The sequence below is a fragment of the Vibrio sp. 2132-1 genome (assembly GCF_033344315.1).
Genome location: NZ_JAWPON010000005.1, coordinates 1 through 21,941 on the forward strand (window position 1 = coordinate 1; position 21,941 = coordinate 21,941).

General features: G+C 45.1%; 16 protein-coding genes and 1 pseudogene. 6 read left to right on the forward strand and 11 right to left on the reverse strand.

Going from position 1 to position 21,941, the window contains the following annotated elements; all coding sequences use genetic code 11:
• Nucleotides 1-76 precede the first annotated feature (76 nt).
• The 7 genes from R8N47_RS06430 to R8N47_RS06460 all read right to left on the reverse strand — a co-directional run bounded on the left by R8N47_RS06430 (nt 77) and on the right by R8N47_RS06460 (nt 10,666).
• The gene (locus tag R8N47_RS06430) at nt 77-670 is read right to left on the reverse strand and encodes a mechanosensitive ion channel family protein (RefSeq protein WP_017820061.1); all 594 of its coding nucleotides are present in this window, start codon (nt 668-670) and stop codon (nt 77-79) included.
• A gap of 493 nt (nt 671-1,163) precedes the next feature.
• Nucleotides 1,164-3,278, reverse strand: a complete 2,115-nt coding sequence (locus R8N47_RS06435) for a type I secretion system permease/ATPase (RefSeq protein ID WP_005374556.1) — start codon at nt 3,276-3,278, stop codon at nt 1,164-1,166.
• Nucleotides 3,279-3,293: 15 nt separating this feature from the next.
• On the reverse strand, nt 3,294-5,207 hold the full coding sequence (locus R8N47_RS06440) for an EAL domain-containing protein (protein WP_005383568.1): 1,914 nt from the start codon (nt 5,205-5,207) through the stop codon (nt 3,294-3,296).
• Between the two features lie 5 nt (nt 5,208-5,212).
• Nucleotides 5,213-5,896, reverse strand: a complete 684-nt coding sequence (locus tag R8N47_RS06445; RefSeq protein ID WP_053303958.1) for a transglutaminase-like cysteine peptidase — start codon at nt 5,894-5,896, stop codon at nt 5,213-5,215.
• Between the two features lie 114 nt (nt 5,897-6,010).
• On the reverse strand, nt 6,011-7,402 hold the full coding sequence (locus R8N47_RS06450) for an HlyD family type I secretion periplasmic adaptor subunit (protein ID WP_005374562.1): 1,392 nt from the start codon (nt 7,400-7,402) through the stop codon (nt 6,011-6,013).
• A 173-nt stretch (nt 7,403-7,575) separates the two neighbouring features.
• The gene (locus tag R8N47_RS06455) at nt 7,576-8,799 is read right to left on the reverse strand and encodes a sigma-54-dependent transcriptional regulator (protein WP_005383565.1); all 1,224 of its coding nucleotides are present in this window, start codon (nt 8,797-8,799) and stop codon (nt 7,576-7,578) included.
• Nucleotides 8,792-10,666 (reverse strand): sensor histidine kinase, encoded by a 1,875-nt coding sequence (locus R8N47_RS06460; RefSeq protein ID WP_017634535.1) that lies wholly within the window; start codon nt 10,664-10,666, stop codon nt 8,792-8,794. Before R8N47_RS06460 ends, R8N47_RS06455 begins: the two co-directional genes overlap by 8 nt.
• A 115-nt stretch (nt 10,667-10,781) precedes the next feature.
• On the opposite strand from R8N47_RS06460, the gene pdxH reads away from it, so the two are divergent.
• Nucleotides 10,782-11,417, forward strand: coding sequence for a pyridoxamine 5'-phosphate oxidase (gene pdxH / locus R8N47_RS06465; RefSeq protein ID WP_064355022.1), 636 nt, complete (start codon nt 10,782-10,784; stop codon nt 11,415-11,417).
• A gap of 73 nt (nt 11,418-11,490) precedes the next feature.
• Here pdxH and R8N47_RS06470 read toward each other — a convergent pair whose 3' ends face one another.
• Complete coding sequence (locus R8N47_RS06470) at nt 11,491-12,210, reverse strand: PAS domain-containing protein (protein ID WP_017820063.1); 720 nt, start codon at nt 12,208-12,210, stop codon at nt 11,491-11,493.
• A 972-nt stretch (nt 12,211-13,182) separates the two neighbouring features.
• Here R8N47_RS06470 and R8N47_RS06475 point away from each other — a divergent pair.
• The 4 genes from R8N47_RS06475 (at nt 13,183) to putP (ending at nt 19,881) form a co-directional block, all read left to right on the forward strand.
• The gene (locus R8N47_RS06475; RefSeq protein WP_046875650.1) at nt 13,183-13,995 is read left to right on the forward strand and encodes an AraC family transcriptional regulator; all 813 of its coding nucleotides are present in this window, start codon (nt 13,183-13,185) and stop codon (nt 13,993-13,995) included.
• Nucleotides 13,996-14,400: 405 nt separating this feature from the next.
• The gene (putA, locus tag R8N47_RS06480) at nt 14,401-17,532 is read left to right on the forward strand and encodes a bifunctional proline dehydrogenase/L-glutamate gamma-semialdehyde dehydrogenase PutA (protein WP_064355021.1); all 3,132 of its coding nucleotides are present in this window, start codon (nt 14,401-14,403) and stop codon (nt 17,530-17,532) included.
• An 11-nt stretch (nt 17,533-17,543) separates the two neighbouring features.
• Nucleotides 17,544-18,251: a 1-pyrroline-5-carboxylate dehydrogenase gene (locus tag R8N47_RS06485; RefSeq protein WP_005383557.1), complete on the forward strand. Its 708-nt coding sequence runs from the start codon at nt 17,544-17,546 to the stop codon at nt 18,249-18,251.
• Between the two features lie 136 nt (nt 18,252-18,387).
• Nucleotides 18,388-19,881 (forward strand): sodium/proline symporter PutP, encoded by a 1,494-nt coding sequence (putP, locus tag R8N47_RS06490; RefSeq protein ID WP_005374582.1) that lies wholly within the window; start codon nt 18,388-18,390, stop codon nt 19,879-19,881.
• A 124-nt stretch (nt 19,882-20,005) separates the two neighbouring features.
• On the opposite strand, the gene R8N47_RS06495 is transcribed toward putP, so the two are convergent.
• The gene (locus R8N47_RS06495) at nt 20,006-20,539 is read right to left on the reverse strand and encodes a GNAT family N-acetyltransferase (protein WP_017820066.1); all 534 of its coding nucleotides are present in this window, start codon (nt 20,537-20,539) and stop codon (nt 20,006-20,008) included.
• A gap of 148 nt (nt 20,540-20,687) precedes the next feature.
• Here R8N47_RS06495 and R8N47_RS06500 point away from each other — a divergent pair, with 148 nt between their 5' ends.
• Nucleotides 20,688-20,927, forward strand: a complete 240-nt coding sequence (locus tag R8N47_RS06500) for an RNA recognition motif domain-containing protein (RefSeq protein WP_064355020.1) — start codon at nt 20,688-20,690, stop codon at nt 20,925-20,927.
• A 91-nt stretch (nt 20,928-21,018) separates the two neighbouring features.
• On the opposite strand, the gene R8N47_RS06505 is transcribed toward R8N47_RS06500, so the two are convergent.
• Nucleotides 21,019-21,453, reverse strand: a complete 435-nt coding sequence (locus R8N47_RS06505; protein WP_064355019.1) for a hypothetical protein — start codon at nt 21,451-21,453, stop codon at nt 21,019-21,021.
• A 5-nt stretch (nt 21,454-21,458) separates the two neighbouring features.
• Nucleotides 21,459-21,734 (reverse strand): annotated as a pseudogene (locus tag R8N47_RS06510) (GNAT family N-acetyltransferase); the annotation flags it as partial.
• Between the last annotated feature and the right edge of the window lie 207 nt (nt 21,735-21,941).

The following is a 21,941-nucleotide window of genomic DNA, read 5'->3' on the forward strand; positions in this document are numbered from 1 at the left end:
TTTAAAATACAAAACGCCCGATGAAGTACATCGAGCGTTTTAGTTAAAAAGTGTCAACCCATATCAGGACGGGTCATTATTTCTTTCTGCGAGTATAAATCCGAGATTTTGCTTTACTTGGCTCTGGCTTGTTTTTCGCCAGCTTTAGCACTGCTTTTTGCAAAATCTGGTTGTTTGGGTAAGTGATTAAGTTACCGTTGTCGTGCTTAATTAACACGTGAAACATGCTGATTTCTTGAATCTCACCGCAGATGTCTTCATCTTTGTCTACGACTTTAATTCGGTCACCCACTCGGTATGGGAAGACAAAAAAGATCAAAAAGCTGGCAGTGATGTTGCTCAGAATTGACCACTGCGCAATAAACGCCACACCTAATACGGCAAAAATGGACGATAGGAACAAAGACACATCACCATAGCCAATACCTGTGATAATGGCAAAAATAGAGGCGGTCAAAAATAGCAGCGCGACATTGAAACAGCGCTGAATAAAACTCAAACGAGCCTTTTTTACACCTTTCGTTGTTGCCAAATTTAGGATGGCTCTATTTACAATCCTCTTCAGGATGCGATACGCGATCAGGACAAAAATGCCCATCAATAGTTTGTAACCGAGGGAGCCCGTAGTGAAATACTGGCTCACTTGCTCTAATTGGATCCAATCATTCATTTCTTCATCTCGACGATATCTAGAAAGCGGCTTTTATAGCTGATTTTTTGCTGTAAGTAATCACAATTTTTCTTTACACCATTTGTCTCTGTGTTGAGGTTCCACAGAGTGCTATATAAGTTAATCAAAGACTTAGTGAGTATTACGAACTCTTTGGCTTTATTACTTATATTCAACCAAAGCTGACGTGATTTTGAAAAGAGCAATCTTTGAGCTGTATCCCATATCCGACATTCTATGACGCTAGTTCCTTATAAACGAGCTGAATATGACTTTTGTCCTGATAACCTAAGGTGTATTAATTGAAATAGCTTTTAGGGCGTTGAAAAATGGAAGAAGATGAAAAGGCGATTATGATTTTATTCGTGATTGTTGGCCTTGTACTCGTTTGGGTCGCGCTTGAAGAACTTAATTATCTCGGGCTCACAATAAAATAAGCCCCGTTAAACACAAGTTAAACGGGGCCCTTGTCTTTTATCAATGTGAATTCAGGCTAGCTAACCGCACGCACTTTGCCTTGTTTCAAATCGTTCAGCACTTGCGCTTTAGGGCCATCTGCGATGATGCTGCCTTTCTCCATCACAATTACGCGATCAACGATGTCGAGCATAGACGTTTTATGCGTAATCAGAATCAGCGTTTCACTAGGTTTCAACTGTGCTAATTGATGTTTAATGTGCATCTCTGAGCGATTATCCATCGCACTGGTTGGTTCATCCATGAGTAGAACAGGAGGACGACCCAAAAATGCACGAGCGATCGTGACTGCTTGACGTTGACCCCCCGAAAGCATTGCACCACCTTCACCAACTTGGCGTTCTAAGCCCGCTGGGTCAGATTGCGTAAACGCAGTAACACCGGCACGATTCGCTGCGTCTAGTACGTCACGGTCATCGGTTAATGGGCGACCTAGCGTAATGTTGTCGCGGATAGAACCAAAGAACAGATTCGAATCTTGCGGCACACAACCAATATTACGGCGAATGTCGACATGATGCAGCTGTGCGATGTCGGTATCATCAATGCGAACATGACCTTCTGTCGGCTGATACAAGCCCATGATGAGACGCTCTAACGTGGTTTTACCCGAACCGATACGGCCTATGATCGCTACTTTTTCGCCTGGGTTAATGGTCAAGCTCAAATCTCGAATCGACGCCACCGGTGAATCTGGGTAATGGAAGGTCACGCGTTCAAGTTCAATTTTGCCTTGTACTATTGGGCGGTGAATGTAACGTTTACCTTCTTCTTGTTCATCCGGCATTTCCATGACTTGATTGATAATTGTCATAGAAGACTTCGCTTGGTTGTAGCGCGTAGAGAGTAAGGATAACTGAACCAAAGGACCAATCGCGCGGCCGCTAAGCATGGTTGCGGCAATCAAACCACCCATGGTTAAGTCGCCTTCTGCAATTAAGTAAACGCCTAGGATGATCATCCCTACGTTACTACTTTGCTGGACAAAACCTGCCGCGTTTTGAATGCTATCCGTAATTCGGCGGCTTTTTATATTCCAGTTCGCCATGTGCGCAACTGCCTCTTCCCAGCGGTATTGGAACTGGCTTTGCGCACTGAGCATTTTTACGGTTTCTAACCCAGCCAAGCTCTCTATCAAATTGGCATATTTTTGCGATGCTAGGCGTGAACCCTCCTCTATGGAGCGACGCAGCGGTCCTTGTATCAGTAGCGAATGAATAATCAAAATGACCACGCCCACCATCGGTACATACACAAGATCGCCAGCCATTAGCCATATAATCACTAAGAATAAAATGGCAAAAGGCAAATCAATGAGAGCACTGACGGTCGCTGAAGTAAAAAACTCTCGAATAGATTCGAATTCTTGTAAATGGCGAGCGAAGGCACCGACCGAAGGCGGCTTCGATTCCATTCTAATCCCCATCACTTTGCTGAACAGTTTGGATGAAATCAGAATGTCAGACTTCTTGCCCGCCACATCAATGAAGTAATTTCTCAGTGACTTGAGAATGAAGTCGAACAGGAACACGACAAAGATGCCACTTGCTAGTACCCATAGGGTTTCAAACGCAAGATTCGGAACCACTTTGTCGTACACCAAGCGAGTGAATAGCGGAGCGGCAACCGCAAAGAGGTTGATGAGAAGTGATGCGATTAAAACATCGCGGTAGATGCGTTTTGACTGCCACAAGGTTGACCAGAACCAGTGGCCTTCGTTGGTTTTGAGCACTTCGGGAGAGCGCTCATCGAAACGGAATTGCTTTTTAACTAAAAAGTACCGACCAGTGTATTGCTCAAGTAGGTCTTCTAATGGAATAGAGATCGGCACCATTCCACTTTCTAGGGTGGTGACTTCGGCCTCGCGTTTCTCCATATTGATGCTGTTGAGAACGCAAGAGTCACCGCCTTTAAGAACTAAGATTGCCGGCAGAATTAGGCTGGAGATGCTCTCCAGCTCTGCGCGGTTTTCCTTGGCAACCAATCCGGCCCTTTCCGCTGCTCTTGGTAGCAAAAATGGGGTCAGTTTACCGTCAGATAGCGGTAGTCCGTTGACTAGCGCTTCTGGCGAGTTAGCTAACCCATAGTAACGGCTAACGTAGATGAGCGAATTCAGTAAAGGGTCTTTCATCGTTGATAAACCTTTTTATTCCTTGTCGACGATGAATCCTTGGAATACCTCAACAAAATGTTCAGTGAGGAAATCCAACTGGATTTGAGTTTCGATACGCGATGCGATAGTCGTAATACCAAGGTTGTGGGCAGTACGAGAGATCGACGTTAGCGTGAATTTCTGTTTTTCGTCGTGCAAGTTGTGTGTGAATAGGTAATCGAGCTTCACATAGTTCGGACGGAACTCTTGGATGTATTCCAAAGATTGGAAGTTACGTCCGTAGTTATCTACGCCGAACTCAGCACCTGATTGGCGAATGGCATTACATAACAGTGCTGTGTGGTGAGGCTGATCGATAAAGCATTCCTCTGGAATTTCAAAGTGTAGCTTAGAGGCCACTTTGGCATGTTTTTCCAGCATGCTAGTTGTCCAGCGAATAAACGATGGTTGAGACAAGCTGCTTTGCGCGATGTTAATCGCGACTGGGTCATTAAGTTCACCACTTTCTAGCATCTTAATCATTGATTCAATGACATACTGGTCAAAGATGTTGGTGGCGTCTAACTGTTCTAGTGCGAATAGGTATTGATTCGCACGATACGTTTCACCATCTTTTTCGATGCTTGAAAATACTTCGTTGTGGAATACTTTACCCCATGTGTTTTTCGCAGCTTGGAAACGGAATTTAACCCAATCACTATGAATGGCTTCTTCAACCAACGCTTTCCATTGCTGTTTACCCATCAAACTAGAAGGTGTATCACTGCCAATGAAGCCGTATGGCTTGTCTGGTTGCGCTTTGGCTTTCGATAGTGCGTTGTCCACCATCGAGAGGATTTCAGAACGCGTTTTCTGATCTTTGCTGTGTGCAACCCCTAGTGACGCTTTAGGTTTTGCTAAGCCTGTTGGGTCAGTATTTAGGCCGTTCACACAATTGACGATGCTGTCCGATAAAATGCGTAACTCGCTCTCATCCATATGAGGGAAAAGCAAGCCGAACTCATCACTAGACAAGCGAGCAATAGTGGCACCCGGTACATCAATGGTGTTTTTCAAACGTTGAGACAGTTCTTTAACGTGGGCATCTGCGCGTTGGTAATCTTTGGTCTCGTAAATGTCCCCAATGTATTCAGCATGGAGTAGCGCGATACCCCCTTGCGTTTGCTCTGCAAGCCATTGGTCGATTTGGTTGATGTAGAATGAGCGGTTACCCAATTTAGATATAGGATCGAGGTAAGCCTGAGCACGCAGACGTTGCGCCTCTTTGGCTTGCTCTTTGAATGATAGCTCGATTTGAGCAGACATCATGTTAATGCCATCTACCACCGCGATAAGATCTTTGGTTCTTGGACGAGCAAGCGGTTCACCAAATTGGTTATTCGCGATTTCATGCATTTTATTTACGATGGCCGTTAATGGTTTTAGCGAGCGACGTAGGATGTATGAAATTGCCACTAAACCAGCTAGAAAAATGACACTGAATACAGACAGCAAGCCAATAAAACCTTGCCAGAGCTGCTCGTAAGCTGCGCCTGGGTGGCTAATGATTTCTACTTCGGCGAGCTGCATCCAACCACTGGTCACAACACGCTTATCGTGAATCGCTTTAAATAGATTCATGTCGATAAACCATTGTGGCACCGTACTTGGTTTAACTGGGTAAGTACGCACGATCTGGTAGTCAGAATCTAATGCTGTAAGACGAACAACTGAGTAGGTGCTGCCGTCAAATAGAGCATTAATCACGGACTCAACCGCGACTTTATCTTTGTCCTTTAGGTAAGGAGCCAATGCCAAACCTACGGTGTTAATAGTGTTGTTGACCTCTGAACGTTGCTGTTGCTCCAAGCTGTCTCGAGTCGTGTTGAATTGGATTACGAATACTGATGCCAACAAGAGTATAAAGACCGTAACCATCCCCACCACAAGCTTCTTATATAGGGTCATGTTTCTCACTCGTCATAGTTAATTTTAGGTTTATTTAACTGCAACTTACGTTCGCGCGAGCGTAAGTCATTCCAAAGGCTCAACCGTGATGCTTTCCCTGCCAGCTCTCCAGTGCTAGCAGATGACTTCATCAACCACAGGTTTGTACCATTAAAACTGTATATCGGTAGCAAGTCGCTACGCTTAGAGGCTCGGACAATGTCAGGATTGATATTATCGAGAATGAGCGGCTCAGAACTTGGGGTAGGGTAGTAAGCTAATACCATGTGAAACTGATTCAGTTCGATGGCTTTTACGTATATTAGCCGCATCTTTGAATCTGGTATTCCTAGCTCGAGTAAAGAGAAGTACTTAGCAATAGTGAAATCTTCACAGTCTCCTGCGTTACTCCCTAAAAATTCGAGTGGCGTAGCCCAATAATCTGTCTTTCCCCACAGTTTTATGTCGTCAACGAAATACAGCTGATTAAAAAAGTCGTTAACGCCAGCGAGCTGTTCATGAGTCTCTAATTGTTTAAATAAGTCGAGGTTCTTTCGCCATGTATTTACGCGCAATCCCGCACGTTCGCCGTACACCGCTGTGACCGTATTGACCCATCGTTGTTCTTTGCTGTTCAGCGCACCAAGTTGGAACGACAAACAACTTAAGCTGATTAATAATGTAACTTTACGCTGCAAATTGGCTCGCATATTCGACTCATATCACAAGTATACTCTTCTAGAGAGTTCGTCAGTGAGAAATAAGTGCTTTTTATTTAATCACTTATCGCTCAATACTCCCTATCGCGAGTGTCTTAATGTGGTTTACTCCTTCAAGGCGTTAGTTTTGGCACTTAAGATAGGCTTAAGTAGATACTCCAAAACGGTTCGCTTCCCTGTGATGATATCGACCGATGCTGTCATTCCTGGAATGATTGGTAAATCTGCATCTTGACCAAAGTTTGTTTTTTCGGTGCGTACACGAACAATGTAGAAGCTGTTGCCTTCTTCATCTTGAGTGGTATCCGCGCTGATATGTTCCAACTCACCCTCTAAACCGCCGTACTTTGTGAAGTCGTAAGCTGTAAATTTCACGATAGCATGAAGATCTGGGCGTAAAAATGCGATGTCTTTTGGCGCAATTTTCGCCTCTACCAATAGTGTGTCTTCTGTTGGTACGATCTCGACGATATCCATACCAGGTTGGATAACACCACCGACAGTATTGATGTTCAGTGTTTTGATTTTGCCTGTTACTGGCGAATTCACAACCGTTCGGTTTACTCTATCTTCCAAGCCCACCGCTGATTCAACCAAAGCAGATAACTGGTCTTGGGCGCTGTTGAGTTTCTCTTGCTGTTCAGAGCGGAATTTGAGTGCAACATCAATACGGTTGAGCATGGATTCTCGAATCGCTGATTGCAATACGGGAATCTTGAGCTCACTGGACGTCATTTCACGACGGGTATCGTTGACTTGGCGCTGTAATTTGAGCAGTTCAATACGAGGAACAACGCCCTCGTCTGCCAAAGGTTTGGTGATATCGAGTTCTTTTTTCGCGTATTGGTAGCTTTGACGCAAGTTCCTTACTCGCGCTTGGATCTCTACCAAGTCCTGCTGCTTTTGCTGCACTTGTTGGTCAATAACAGAAAGTTGGTTGCGCAAATTATCTAGATCTTCGCGATATTCTGCTTTTTGACGCTGTGTGAGTTGAGGTCGAGTCTCTTCCAAGGTTGGTGGGAAGGTCAGTTTACCGTAATCAAGTAGTACACTTTGACGCCAGTTTTCCGTTTCAAAATCACGATTAACGGCAACACTGTTAATAGAAGCGGATAGTTGCAGCACAGATGCGGTAAGGTTGGCAACTTGTTGCTCACGTTCACGAAAATCTGAGCGAAAGCGGGTGTCATCAATAAGCAGTAACTGTTGACCTTTTTCAACCAACTGACCTTCTTTGACCAAGATTTCTTTGACTAAGCCACCTTCTAAGTTTTGGACTACTTGTATCTGTGAGGAGGGAATCACTTTGCCTTGACCAACCGTGACTTTGTCGATTTCAGCCCAAGATGCCCAACCTATTGCTGCAATGAAAAATAGCACCATAACCCAGAGCATAAAACGCGCGCTGTTGGGGGTATTGAGGAGCAATGCTGCAGTTTTGTCATCAACAAAATCCAACTCTTCATCGTTGAGTTTGTTGTAGTTATCTCGGCTCATCACAGTCCCTGCTTATATAATTACGGATTATCTTTTTGATCTTATTATTATTAACCGATCATGTCAGCATGCTCGGCTAATAAAATATGAGAAGAGGGTTATTCTCTCTTCAAATGAGCTTTCTTACACTTTCTAAATCAAACAAAAGCATAATTAGCGCCGGAGTATAGCTATTACGCCTTGAACTTGGCTTTATCCAACTGATGTTTTTTTAGTTTGTCGTACAAGGTTTTGCGTGATACCTGTAATTCTAGTTGAACCTCTTTGAGTCTGCCGCGATGTCTTTGCAATGCATCGAATAACAAGCAATATTCAAAGTATTCTGTGCGCTGAGTCATACTCTGAATTTCAAGACTTTTCTCACTGTTCCAATCTTCCATTCTAAAAGTATCTGGCTTGAGGGCACGAAGTTCAGCAAATTGGCGTAGCTGCTTAACGTTTTCTGGCCATTCGAGACTGGTGAGGTGTTTGACCTCTTCTAGGCTGATATGTGGCGGCTGTAACTGATATCGACTCGCTGTGTGGCGCACAAAATGCTTGTATAAAGGCCCTATATCTTCCTTTCTTTCATCGAGCGTCGGTAAGTGAATTAGAGTCGCCAGGGATTTTAGAGGTGGCTCGGCTTGGGTGGTCGCGCCAAAAACACGTTCAAGTTTTGGGTGCTTGAACAAGTATTCCCATTGCTCAAATGATACATGCTCTGCGCTATGTAAGTACAAACTGCAGTGGCGTTTTCCTTCACTTAAGCGGTGTATGGCTTTGTCGAGCGCTTCTAATGAAAGCTCATAGAGGTCTTCACCAGAAGCGGCGATTAGCTCACTATCTGGTGTTGCATGTATGTCGTGGGCAAATTGTGCAGCGAGTCGCCGACCCGTACCATCTTGACCTACAAAAATGAGCGGCTGGCTTGTAGGCGCACTGATCAAGGCGCGACGAATGCTCACCATGGCCTTACTGTGACCAATCATTTTCGGACCAACATGAGTTTGCATGTCGAGCTCTTTCTTAAGCCAGATGTTTTCTTGCAACAAGTTCAGTTTATCGCTGGCATTGTTGAGCGATTTCATGAGCTGTTCCGTTGAAAACGGTTTTTCTAGAAAGTCGTACGCGCCGCTTTTCATCGCATCTACCGCGGTTTTCACATCTCCATGTCCAGTAAGTACGATGAATTGAAAGTGATCGTTTTTGCTTCGCAAAGTTCGCATAAACTCCAAGCCATCCATCACGGGCATATGGATATCGGTAATGATAATCGCAGGTGTATTTGAGTCGATTACGCGTAAGGCTTCTACTGCGTTTGGTAAGCAGGTGACGTCTATCCCTTCAATCAGCAGGGCTTGAGACACGGCATCACGAATGTGTGGTTCGTCATCAACAAAGAAAACTGGGTTATTCATGGTCGTTTTCCACTTCTGGGGTACGTTTATTCTGATTGACTATTGGTAGCGTCACGATAAAGGTCATCCCTCCTGCTTGTTGTTCTGTGTTCTGATGTTTATAGGCACAGAGGGAGCCGTGATAGCTCTCTATAATCCGCTTGGAGATTGTTAAACCTAATCCAAGACCCTCCGGCTTAGTCGTAAAAAATGGGTCGAACACTTTTGCTAGGGCTTCGTCTGACATCCCTGGCCCGTTATCGGAAACAAGAATGTCGCAACTGTCATCATGACACTGAACAGCAATGGATATTTGCGGATCGATACAGTGGTTTTCCATCGCTTGTGCCGCGTTGTGGAAGAGATTGATCAGCACTTGTTCTAATTCAACGCTGTGAATGGCCAGCTTCACATCATAGTCGATGGCCGGAACTTTTAGTGTTACTCCTTGCTTAATAAGCTTGTTGCTCAAAATGCTGGTGGCAGTATGTACCGCGTCGTGCAGTACTGAGATTTCATTGTGTGAATCGTGCGTGGCTTTCCGAGTAAAGACTTTTAAGCGGGCAATGACTTCCGAAATGGTGTCATTGAGTGTCAGCATTTTGCCCAAATTGTCAGCGACCATTGGGTATTTTTCCATTGCCAACAAACGCTGCGAGTTTTCGGTATAGGTTCTTAGTGCGGAGAGTGGCTGATTTATCTCATGATTAATACTGGCTGATAGCTCGCCCAACAGTGCCAATTTCGCGGCTTGCGTCAGTTCTTGTTGTGTTTGTTTAAGCTCTTGTTGGCTTTGCTCATATTGGCGGATGGTCTGTTGTAGTTTTTGGTTGGCTTCACTCAGAACTAGTGTCCGTTGCACTACTTTTTCTTCTAGGCTCACATTGAGATGGGCAAGGCGTGCTTTGTTAACTAGGGTTTGGAACCACGCTAACGCAATTAGAGCAATGAGCGCATATAAGATCAGGAAGACGATATCGGCCTGTAAAACGGCGGCAAGAACGCTGTTGTGGTTAATTAAGGCAACGACGCGAAACCCTTTATCCAATAAATGTGTTGCGTATGCGAGGTAATTCGGTGATAGAAGCAATTGATTGTCATCAAACTCCGTGACACCACTGTGTGCCGTTAACTCACCAAAATATTCGGGTAAGGTATCGCCATATTGACGCGTTTCAGTAAGTTCATTTATTGCGCTCGATGACAGTGGGAAAAGTGCACGATAGCGCCAGTCTGGTAAATTGCTCATAAACACGACATTGTGTTTATCTGTAATGAGTACGTCAGTCGTGGTTTGCGAAAGGCGCTGTTCTAATTGCTCCAAATTCACTTTTACTGTTATCACGCCAACGACTTCCTCATTTACCCACAGCGGAGATGAGAAGAAGTACCCACGTTTATTCGAGCGCACGCCTAATCCAACATATTGAGCGGGCTCACCGCGTCGCGCATTTTTAAAATAGGGGCGATAGCTAAAGCTAGAGCCAACAAACGTATCTTCTTGCTGAAAGTTACTTGAGGCTATGACTAACCCGGTACGGTCATGAACGTAAATCGTATCGGCCAAACTTTGCTTCAACCAATCTGATAACAGTAGGTTGAGCTCTTGAGAGGGCGTTCCGCGCTCGACTGCTTTGAGTAGTCTTGGGTCGTGACTTAATAGGTTTGGTATCTGTTCAAACTTTGCCAGTTCGTAGTCCACTTCTTGTGATACTTGCGCGGCTTGTCTCTCTAGCTTTTGTTGCCATTGATCATGTTGGTATTGAGTTGCGTAATGATGAGTAAGCGCAAGCCCTGAAATGCCAACGGCACACAGTAGCAGTAAAAAATGACGTAGGGCTTTGGGGTTGAGTAAGTTCACGATCGGCTCACTGGTTTTTTGTGTCATGGTATCAAATGACGCACTGTGATGCTGTGAGCGGCAACGATAACAAGCACAATGATGTCCTTGTATTTCCTCAGTATCGGGAGCACAATCGGCAAAAACGAGTGAAGGAGTAAAGATGGAACTTGCTGATATTCGTCGTGAGTACACCAAAGGTGGGCTGCGTCGTAAAGATTTGAAAGCTGATCCTATTGATCAATTTAATCTGTGGCTAGAGCAAGCAGTTGAAGCGGGTTTAACGGACCCGACTGCGATGACAGTTGCAACGGTTGATGAAAATGGCATGCCGTTTCAACGCATTGTTCTATTGAAAAACGTCGACAAAGGTGGTTTTGTGTTTTACACCAACCTAGGCAGTCGCAAGGCCCAGCAGCTAGAGCATAACAGCAATATTAGTTTGCACTTCCCTTGGCATCCGTTAGAGCGCCAAGTTCATATTACTGGTGTGGCTGAAAAGCTTACCGCCGTAGAGAATATGAAATACTTTACTTCTCGTCCTAAAGAGAGCCAGTTGGCCGCAATCGCGAGCAAACAAAGTAGCCGTATTTCTGCCAGAGGTGTGTTGGAAGGTAAGTTTTTAGAGCTAAAACAGAAGTTTGCTAAGGGTGAAATACCAGTACCAACCTTTTGGGGTGGCTTTCGCGTAAAACCAAAGAGCATCGAATTTTGGCAAGGTGGCGAACATCGCCTTCACGATCGTTTTCTTTTCTCCCAGCATGATGGAAGTTGGGACATTGATCGTCTAGCGCCATAGGCTTATGGTCCCTCATGAATAAACAAACACCGCCGAATTGGGGCGGTGTTTTTGTAGGTAGAAGCGATGCGAATTATCGCTCTCCATTCAACACAACCGATAATTGATGCTTAAGCAGCGTTTTGGGTACAACAGAGCCGTAGCCTGCTTCCATTGCTTTATCTATTAGCTCGTTCTTGCTGTTCGCTGCAAACTTATTACGTAAGCGTGCGACGTGACCTTCAACGGTTTTTGTTGATATGCCCATGACCTGAGAGATAAATTGAGGCTTTTTGCCATAGAGCAAGAGGAAAAGCGTTTCTTGCTCGCGGCATGTGAGCTTCTCTGGTTTTGGTTGTAAGTCAGAAAAACGAAAGATGGATTGTTGATTTGGGTTGGTACTGATTGCACGACAAACCCAATACCCGACTTCAATCACGGCGGTGTCGGTGAGTTCCCTTCCGTAGAAAATGGTGCCTACGATGTCGCCTTTGTCATCTCGCCACGGTGTTTTAGTAAATATATGTGCTCGCCAGCGGCCATCTGGATAAGGGTGGATATCCAGAATTTTGAGTGACTCGCCAGTTTCGAGAACGTGTTTATCTTGGCGTTGAAATTCTTGCGCGCATTCAGTGGTTGGGCTGGCCATATCAAAATCAGTTTTACCCAAGCACTCCTCGGGCGATGTGTGCCCTAACAGTTCTGCGTATTCCTGGTTTACGTATAGGAATACCGAATCTTTATCTTTGCATCCCCAACAACCTGGTAGCTGTTTAAGGAGGGATTGTTCTATGGTATCGACTGAAATATTCACAAAAGGACTCACTACATACTGCTTATACCAATACAGAGACGTCCGTGTTATATGGCTCGTATTGATGTTGCCAAGTAGGCAGTTACGTTGCTAGAACACGTTCGTTGATTGGCGCTCAATCCAATTAAATTCATGGTGTTCGATGTTTTCGTCAGGTAGTCATAGACAACGACGGAATGGAACGAAGAGTTTAATTGGGAAAATGGTCTGTTTCATTACAGATATGTGCGCTCACGGATGTCCGCCTAATGTTCGGCTTACAACTCGTATCGTCCTTGATCATGCTTCCTACAACTCAGTTGTAATGTGGTTGACGTTCATATCACTTGTGAGTGAAAGAGCAGCACCTAAGCATATGAGAGGGACAGTGAGACAAAAGCTATGATATCAGCTTATGCCATTGTTTTCATTGTTGAGAAGCGAAAAAAAAGCCAGCCTGAAGACGGGCTGGCAACACAAGATATAATCTTGTCGACGTGTAGAAGAGGTTCTAAATTACCTAGCGAGGGTCTGCTAAGTAAGTTAGAGGTATCAATGAGATACCGAGAGCTTTAGATCGTATGCATCTTAAAGCTCGATAACTAATGTATTGAATCAGAAGCATATTAGTAAGGGGGGAAATCCCTCTATGTTGAGTTTAAGCGTGGGTTTCGATCCGTTTCAGGGACGACCTATCTAATATGGAGCACGATGTTTTACAAAATAACGGATTGTTCGGTAATAAGGATCTTTACATTGATTGATTATGCATACGTAAGGTGTTGCCTATCTATCCGTTTTTGTTAATAAAATTGGTTGCTCACTGACCGTAAATTAACCTCGCATGATCATCGTTCCGGAACTATGATCATGTAAATGAACTTGATCATGCTGATTTGATCTTGTCGATTGAGTTGGGTAAAAGTTGCAACCCAACAAAGAAGGTATATGATGCGAAGACGTAAGCTGACGGTGTAAAGACGACTGTTTAAAATGAGTGACTCCGATAACCAAAAAATCCTTTCATATCAAGAGATTATGCTACCAAAGCCGGCGGAGCTGATCACACTTCCGTCTTATATGGATTGCCACGATCATTCTTATACGCAGATCGTGATTGGTTTAAAAGGGCAAGCCGAATTTGAAGTGCGCGGGCGAGGTAATCTTGTCGGCCCTGGTCAAGGTTGTGTGGTCACCGCATGCTCTGATCATGCTTTCGGTGGCGTCATCAATCAATCGGATATTTTGGTGCTGAATATGCCCAAACCGACAAATGATGATCCTGAAATGCTTCAAAAAATCAATAACCTGGAGAGAGACCATGTCTACTTCCAGTTAGATAGTCAAATTCAGAAGCTGATACAGATGTTGGTTCAGGAAATGCGAAACCATCCGGATGACCTGCTGTTAAGTCGTGCGTGTAACGACACTGTGATTGCGTTAATGCAGCGCCATATCTCGGCATTTGAGACCAGTCGAAAAGAGTCGCGCTTTGATTTGGAGGCGATTGATCGTTACATTGAGCAGCACCTGAATCATAAGATTAGTGTGGCTCAATTGGCCGGGCGAGTGTTTCTTGGGGAAAGTCAGTTCCATTGCTTGTTTAAAGAGCAGATGGGGATTACACCTCATCAATATGTTCTCGGAAAGCGAATCGACATGGCTCGTGAATTAATCGAGCAAGGTCACCTTTCTTTAGGGCAAATTGCCGAGTTTACTGGCTTCTCAAGCCAGAGTACTTTTACTCATACTTTTACTCGCTTACAGGGAATATCACCTTCCCGTTATAAAAAACAAGTTGGATAACAACGCGTTTTTTAGGTCAAATAATCATCAAATTAGAATAAAGCCATGCACTATGCATGGTTTTTTATGTTTTATTCACGTGATCTATCTCTCGTTTTTTTAAATTCTCTGTTCTTTACAGTAGCTGATATGCCACTTGATCCTACATTTTCTCTTAGAACGAGCTCTTCACAAAAATCTTATTGATATTCTTGATATTTTGTTGTGAATGCAATGAAAAAATTAAAATTTACAACACAAAATATTACCTATTTGAATGTGACTATGTGGATGTTTTGTTATAAAAGCGAGTTTTTGGCAAAAATGTCGTAGTTTTTGACAAGTATTCTTATCGGCCTCAAAATACACTGCCAGCCATTGATAATCCTCGAAGCGGTTTTCGAGGAGTGAGATTGAGGAACACACATGTTTACAGCTACGAACGTGTTGACACCGGAATTTATCGGGCAGCCGCTTGATAAGTTGTGGTCACTGATCTCGCCATTATATATGGTGGACGAGTCTCAATGGCTAGAGCAACTATTGCCACTAGCGACGCCGACAGAGGATGAAAAATCGGCGATCACTACCCAAACGACCCACCTTATCGAAGCCATTCGTGCCGATAAGAAGTCAATCCAGATGATTGATGCTTTATTGCTGGAATACAGCTTAGATACTCAAGAAGGTATCTTGCTGATGTGTCTTGCAGAAGCATTAATGCGCATCCCAGATGCCGCGACAGCAGATTCTTTGATTAAAGATAAGTTGAGTGTCGCAGACTGGAAATCTCACCTGAAGAACTCTGACTCTGTGTTTGTTAACGCATCAACATGGGGCCTCATGCTAACAGGTAAAGTGGTTGGTCTTGGTGAGCAAGGCACCCAGAGCCCAGGTCAGGCTGTAAACCGTCTGGTAAATAAATTCTCTGAGCCTGTGATTCGTAAAGCCATGTATCAGGCAATGAAGATCATGGGTCACCAGTTTGTTCGTGGTCGTACGATCGAAGAAGCGCAGAAGAACGGTCGTCCAATGCGCGACAAAGGTTTCACCTACTCATTTGATATGTTAGGTGAGGCGGCGTTAACTACAGCGGACGCGAACAAGTACTTCAAAGATTACCTAATGGCGATCGAAGCGGTAGGTCGAGAAACTTACGGCAATGACACCAGCCCTGCGCCTTCGATTTCCATCAAGCTTTCTGCATTACACCCGCGCTACGAAGTCGCAAATGAAGAACGTGTAATGACAGAGTTGTATGACTCACTAATGCAACTACTAAAACGTGCTATTGAAGTCGACGTTGCAATCACAATCGATGCAGAAGAGGCGGATCGCCTTGAGCTCTCTCTGAAGCTATTTGAGAAAGTGTACCGTAGCGATCTTGTGAAAGGTTGGGGCAAGTTTGGTTTGGTTATTCAAGCCTACTCAAAACGTGCGCTACCAGTCTTGGTGTGGCTAAATGCACTCGCAAAAGAGCAAGGTGACGTTATTCCTCTGCGTTTGGTTAAAGGCGCGTACTGGGACAGCGAAATCAAGTGGTCTCAACAAGCGGGTTATGCAAATTACCCAGTATACACTCGCAAAGAAGCGACGGACGTTGCATACCTAGCTTGTGCTCGTTTCCTACTTAGCGAAGGTGTTCGCGGTAATATCTACCCACAATTTGCAAGCCACAATGCTCACACAGTTACGGCAATTGCTGTCATGGCGGAGCACAAAGAATACGAGTTCCAGCGCCTACATGGTATGGGTGATTCACTGTATAACCATGTTATGAAAATGTACGGTCAGCCAGTACGTATTTATGCTCCTGTCGGTAGCCATGCTGATCTTCTTCCGTACTTGGTTCGTCGTCTGCTTGAAAATGGTGCGAACAGCTCGTTTGTACACCGTCTAGTTGATGCGCGTTGTCCGATTTATGAGTTGACCCACCACCCTGTGGATGTGTTGACGGGTTTTGACACGCTACACAACGACAAAATTCCATTGCCTGCCGATATTTTCCCTGAGCGTAAGAACTCATATGGCGTCAACATTGATATCGACAGTGAGGCGAAGCCATTTGAAGCGCAGGTAGAAAGCTTCATGGACAATCAGTGGGTTGCAGGCCCGATGATCAATGGTGAGCGTTTTGCCGAAAGCATGATCAAGGAAAATGCGGCTGAGATCATCACCGCACCGTACGATCGCCGAATTGAAGTCGGCAAAGTGGCATTTGCAACACTTGATCATGTTTCCGCTGCAATTGATGCGGCGCAAACTGCTTTCTCTGATTGGAAAGGTGTTCCTGTTGAGCAAAAAGCGGCTTGTTTAGAAAAGCTTGCTGACTTAATGGAAGAAAATCTGGCTGAGCTGGTGGCGATTTGTCACAAAGAAGCGGGCAAGACGATTCACGATAGTATTGATGAAGTTCGTGAAGCAGTGGATTTCTGTCGTTATTACGCGAAACAAGCGCAAAACCTACAGCCATTTGAGCTAGAAGGCTTTGATGGTGTGAAACGCATTTCTAGCCGTGAAGGTCTTGGTGTGTTTGTGTGTATCAGCCCTTGGAACTTCCCGTTGGCTATCTTCCTTGGTCAGGTGACGGCAGCACTGATTGCGGGTAACACAGTGGTTGCAAAACCTGCTGAGCAAACAAGCTTAATTGCCGCTCGCGCTATTGAACTAATGCTGGATGCTGGTTTCCCTGCAGGTGTGATTCAGTTACTTACTGGTCGCGGAGCTGAGATTGGTCATGCACTGACTTCTCATGATGCTATTGCTGGTGTGGCATTCACTGGTTCAACGGCAACGGCGCAACGCATTAACGTCACGCTTGCGGAGCGCAGCGCGAAACCGGTTCCGTTTATTGCGGAAACAGGTGGTCAAAACGCAATGATCGTGGACAGTACTGCATTGCCAGAGCAGGTGGTGCGTGATGTGATTCGTTCGGCGTTTGCATCTGCTGGTCAGCGTTGTTCTGCCCTTCGTGTTCTATTTGTACAAGAAGATGTAGCAGACCGTATGATCAACCTGATTCAAGGTGCGATGAATGAGCTGTATGTTGGTTTACCTTACCTACACAAAACGGATGTTGGTCCGGTTATCGACAGCAATGCAAAACAAAAACTCCTTGCTCACCTTGAGCAAATGAGCAAAACACAGACTAAAGTCGCTCAGCTACAGCTGGATGAATCGTGCCAGCATGGTGACTTTGTCTCACCAAGTGCGTTTGAAATCTCGGGCATCGATGTGCTGAAAGAAGAACAATTTGGTCCAATCTTGCACATTGTTCGCTTTAAAGCGTCTGAATTACCGAACGTGGTTGCGCAGATCAACAGAACGGGTTTTGGCTTGACGATGGGTATCCATAGCCGTAACGAAACCACGTACCGTTGGATTGAGAAACATGCACGAGTAGGTAACTGCTACATCAACCGAGACCAAGTTGGCGCTGTGGTTGGTGTACAGCCGTTTGGTGGTCAAGGCTTGTCGGGTACTGGCCCGAAAGCTGGTGGTCCACACTACCTATTCCGCTTTACTCAACATCTTCTTGCTCAAGCAGAAAACGCATAAGGAGTCGCATTATGGTTCATCAGATCACCTATTTTAAAGATGCATTCTCTGCGTGGGAGCAGTGGAATCTGACTGACTTTGATTACAAATGCGAGCATGTTCTGGCATTTAAATCTGCACTAGAAGGGCAGCAGTCTACCGTTGCCAAAGTGGTTTCTTACCACTTGCAACAAGCATCAGCTCTTCTTGCAGAAACTCACCAGTTAGTTGGCCCTACAGGGGAAACTAACGAACTGTATGCCGCAGGACGCGGTGTGGCTTTGGTGATTTGTGAAAACAACATCGAGCCTGCTGATAATGCGTTATACAGTGCTTTTGCGATGATCACCTGTGCCTTAATTGCAGGCAACAGTGTGGTCGTTTGCAGTGACAATGCAGAGCTAAACCAATTGGTTAAGCAAGCTGTAGCGTTGGCAAACTTCCCATCTAACTTAGTCCAGGTTGTTGCGTACGATGCGTCTGCCCCGTTGCTTGAGAGCGATGTACGTAGTGTGGGTTATGTTGGGCGTTCACAGGTTGAGCATGCGCTCAATCTTCAACTAGCTAAGCGTGACGGTGCAATCGTCGGCTTAGTTTCTGAAACGGATTTAGAGTCACCGAAATTGGCTCATGATCCTCATCTCTCGTTGCGCTTCATTACTGAGCGCACTCGAACGATAAATATTACCGCGGTGGGTGGTAACGCAACTCTACTCGAGTTGGGGAACGAAACTCACTAACCTGACTTGTAATGCCAATCTGGAGTAACTGGACTGAGAGCCGGTCCAGATTGGTTTTTTATACTCTGATGTATTGCTGAGACGGTAAAATATCAGGGCAGGCAAGGAAGGAAATAATTATAACGAGGACTATCTAATGATAGAAAATAGCTTTGCTATCACGTCCACTTTTGTGGCGTATTTACTGATTATGGTTGCTATTGGCGTTTACGCGTATAAGAGGACTTCCAATTCATCTGACTACTTCCTAGGTGGCCGTAGCCTAGGTCCGTGGCCTGCTGCATTATCTGCAGGTGCTTCAGACATGAGTGGTTGGTTGCTGCTAGGCTTGCCTGGCTATGCGTACGCTGCGGGTATCGAGGCCTTCTGGTTAGCCGGCGGTCTACTTCTTGGTACATGGGCAAACTGGCTCATCAGTGCAAAACGCCTCCGTACCTACAGTATCCAAACTGACGCGCTAACGTTGCCAGAGTTCCTGTCACGTCGCTTCAACGATAAGTCGAAACTGATTCAGACAATCTCTGCGTTTTTCATTCTTCTATTTTTCCTTTTCTACACCAGCTCAGGTTTGGTCGCAGGGGGCAAACTGTTTGAGACGGTATTCGGTCTAGATTACACCTACGCTGTTATCATCGGTACGGTGTGTGTCGTTTCTTACACACTATTCGGTGGTTTCCTAGCGGTATCTTGGACTGACTTAGTGCAAGGTCTGCTAATGGCGGCTGCGCTAATGATTGTTCCTATAGCGGTAATGGACGGTGGTTTAGGTCAGCTAAGTTCTGATCTACATGACATCAACCCAGAACTTGCAACGCTATGGAATGACGCGAAAGGCGAACCATTGTCTGCGATTGCCATTATCTCTCTAGCGGCGTGGGGCCTTGGTTACTTTGGTCAGCCACACATCCTAGCGCGTTTTAAAGCGTCTCGTTCAAACAAAGATCTAACAACTGCACGTCGTATCGCAGTGATTTGGACGGCACTATCTATGGTTGGTGCAATGCTTGTTGGTCTTGTTGGTCTGGTTTGGGTTACGGGTCATCCGGGTACTCAACTAGAAGACGGCGAGAAGATCTTCATGCTATTGGTTAACGCAGTATTCCACCCTGTCGTTGCGGGTATGTTGTTAGCAGCAATCCTAGCGGCGGTAATGAGTACCGCTGACTCACAGCTCCTTGTTTCATCTTCAGCGCTTGCAGAAGATTTCTACAAGCAAGTATTCAAGCCAGAAGCGTCTTCTGAAGAAATCGTAATGATTGGTCGTATCGGTGTTATCGTTATTTCGCTTGTTGCGCTATTCCTAGCGATGACGCCTGATAGCTCAGTACTTGGTCTTGTATCTTACGCTTGGGCTGGTTTTGGTGCGGCATTTGGTCCTGCGGTTGTACTTAGCCTTTACTGGAGCGGTATGAACCGTAATGGCGCGTTAGCAGGTATTCTTGTTGGTGGTATCACTATCGTAGTTTGGAAGCAGCTAACAGGCGGTTGGTTTGATGTGTACGAAATCGTACCGGGCATCATCTTCTCTACGCTTGCCATCATTGTGGTAAGTAAAGCAACGGGTGGTGCTGCGCAAGACGTGTTAGACCAACACCAGTCGTTCGAGAAAAAACTGGTTGAACTAGACTAGTAACTTCCCGTATATGAACACAAAGCCCGCTATTTTAGCGGGCTTTGTTTTATCTGAAACTTAATTAACGTTAATGGTGGTAGCTTGAGATCAAAGCTTAGCATTGCTCGGTTAGATTGGAGTGTTAGTCGCGACGAATTTTGGCGTAAATAACGGTGTTACTCAGCTCTCCCGATGTAGTCAGACGTTCGTTTCTGAGCTCTCCTTCGAACTCATAACCACAGCGCTCGGCTACAGCCCGGCTCTTTTGGTTGGTGCTATCAGCATGAATTGCGATTCTCTTGGCGCCCAAGTCATCAAACGCATAGCGCTCAACTTCGAGCACAGCCTCGGCAACATAACCATTGCCAACGGCAGCATTATCTAACCAATAACCTATCTCGAAGGATGGTACGTCGGGATCTCGAATCATCAAGCCGACCGCACCCAGTAAGCGATCGCTTTCCTTTTCAATGATGTAGTAACGCAGCTCTTCTTCGAAGTTTTCAAAGTTTGCGATGGCTTTCTCTGTCCCTTCTATCATCGCTTCTAATGTCAGCACATGAGGCACCCACGGCAGATAGACTTCGAGAGTCTTTTGGCTGCGAACGACAGCTTGATGCGCCTCTTCGGCTCGTTCTAAACAAGCAGGGATGAGTTTGAGACGTTTCGTTTCCATGCCGACTCTCCTATGGGTGAAAAATGAACGGAAAATCATTTAAACAGATGTACTTAGAATGATCTAGTCAACGCCGTCATATTATTCACTTGGTTTGCCAGAGAGAAACTGAGAGAATCGAACCGTTATCAAACCAACTAGGTTCATTATGAAACTTTTAGTAAGAAACTTGGCTAGTCACATGACCGAGCAAGATATCCGCAAATTATTCTCAGCGTACGGCAAAGTAGAACTGTGTTCGCTAGTGCTTGATCAAGACACGGGTTTGTCGAAAGGCTTCGGTTTTGTCATCATGCCGGACGAAGCAGAAGCCATTTCTGCTCTTGAAGCACTGAATTTGACGAACGTAGAAAAAAGCAAAATTCGCGTGAAAGTCGCACAAGACTAATACAGAGAAAAGCCAGCGTTATTGCTGGCTTTTTTGTCTTTCTATTTAGAGACCAAATTGGCAACATTCTAGAATGTCTTCTCTTTTCGTTTTAGCGAGATTGATCATCAATTCTCTCTTCAAGTTGTTTCATTAAATCCTTTAACTGTAGAGAATCGAAATTGTTTGAATTCGGCACTTGGTAAGCGTCGTTGACTGTGTAGAGCATCAAGCTTTTGCTAGAGAAGAACTCTTTCTGTATTTGGACTTTGACAATGTCATCAAGAGGTAGACGGAAGTAAACCGTTGAGCCCTGGCGGTACTTCAAGGTGTTGGTGCTTGCATCGATATCTAGCGTTTTAGGATTGAACGCGCGGCGCGTGAAGTACGTTGAGAGCAGTTTCAATCCTATTATTGTGAGTGCTACGAGTCCAAACTCGACGATCTTGTCTGCTAGGTAGGAAAAATAGAACAGCGACAACAATACAGTTCCTAGCAAGAAAGGGTTGTTCTTGGGCAGATTTTGTGAAGTTTCATGGATGATCATCCGACATATCCCTCTTCTATACGCGGTAAGCTCACCGCACCAAGTAACTCCTCAGTGTTTCGCAAGGTAATAGCGTACGCCACGCCTTGATGCTGCTGATACATCGGATCGTGCCTATCTATCCATGCTTGCGCCATCGGTCGCTCATAAGGATGAGGGATGTTTGCTGTCATGTCAGCAATTCGCTTATCTCCAGCGAGTAAAGCCACTTGTTGGCAGTCATCGATATTGAATGGCCGGAGGACGAGTCTTTCGGTAGTGAGAATCGGTTGTATCGTCATGCATTTCTTCCTTGATGAGACGGCTATAGCTGCTAGCAACTGGTTTGCGGGGTAAATCAAGATAACAAGGCGTCTCGAAAGCTTGATCTAGCCAGCTGTAAAGTTGTCATGCGCCTTACTAAATAATAAGCCCGAACAATTGCTTATGTGTAATGTGTCGTATTATTACACACATAAGCACGTTTGCTCATATTGATGGTACAAAAG

Bases quoted from the DNA above. Each gene is read 5' to 3' on its own strand.
- R8N47_RS06430 (WP_017820061.1), bottom strand. From the start codon at position 670: ATGAATGATTGGATCCAATTAGAGCAAGTGAGCCAGTATTTCACTACG.
- R8N47_RS06435 (WP_005374556.1), bottom strand. From the start codon at position 3,278: ATGAAAGACCCTTTACTGAATTCGCTCATCTACGTTAGCCGTTACTAT.
- R8N47_RS06440 (WP_005383568.1), bottom strand. From the start codon at position 5,207: ATGACCCTATATAAGAAGCTTGTGGTGGGGATGGTTACGGTCTTTATA.
- R8N47_RS06445 (WP_053303958.1), bottom strand. From the start codon at position 5,896: ATGCGAGCCAATTTGCAGCGTAAAGTTACATTATTAATCAGCTTAAGT.
- R8N47_RS06450 (WP_005374562.1), bottom strand. From the start codon at position 7,402: ATGAGCCGAGATAACTACAACAAACTCAACGATGAAGAGTTGGATTTT.
- R8N47_RS06455 (WP_005383565.1), bottom strand. From the start codon at position 8,799: ATGAATAACCCAGTTTTCTTTGTTGATGACGAACCACACATTCGTGAT.
- R8N47_RS06460 (WP_017634535.1), bottom strand. From the start codon at position 10,666: ATGACACAAAAAACCAGTGAGCCGATCGTGAACTTACTCAACCCCAAA.
- pdxH (WP_064355022.1), top strand. From the start codon at position 10,782: ATGGAACTTGCTGATATTCGTCGTGAGTACACCAAAGGTGGGCTGCGT.
- R8N47_RS06475 (WP_046875650.1), top strand. From the start codon at position 13,183: ATGAGTGACTCCGATAACCAAAAAATCCTTTCATATCAAGAGATTATG.
- putA (WP_064355021.1), top strand. From the start codon at position 14,401: ATGTTTACAGCTACGAACGTGTTGACACCGGAATTTATCGGGCAGCCG.
- R8N47_RS06485 (WP_005383557.1), top strand. From the start codon at position 17,544: ATGGTTCATCAGATCACCTATTTTAAAGATGCATTCTCTGCGTGGGAG.
- putP (WP_005374582.1), top strand. From the start codon at position 18,388: ATGATAGAAAATAGCTTTGCTATCACGTCCACTTTTGTGGCGTATTTA.
- R8N47_RS06495 (WP_017820066.1), bottom strand. From the start codon at position 20,539: ATGGAAACGAAACGTCTCAAACTCATCCCTGCTTGTTTAGAACGAGCC.
- R8N47_RS06500 (WP_064355020.1), top strand. From the start codon at position 20,688: ATGAAACTTTTAGTAAGAAACTTGGCTAGTCACATGACCGAGCAAGAT.
- R8N47_RS06505 (WP_064355019.1), bottom strand. From the start codon at position 21,453: ATGATCATCCATGAAACTTCACAAAATCTGCCCAAGAACAACCCTTTC.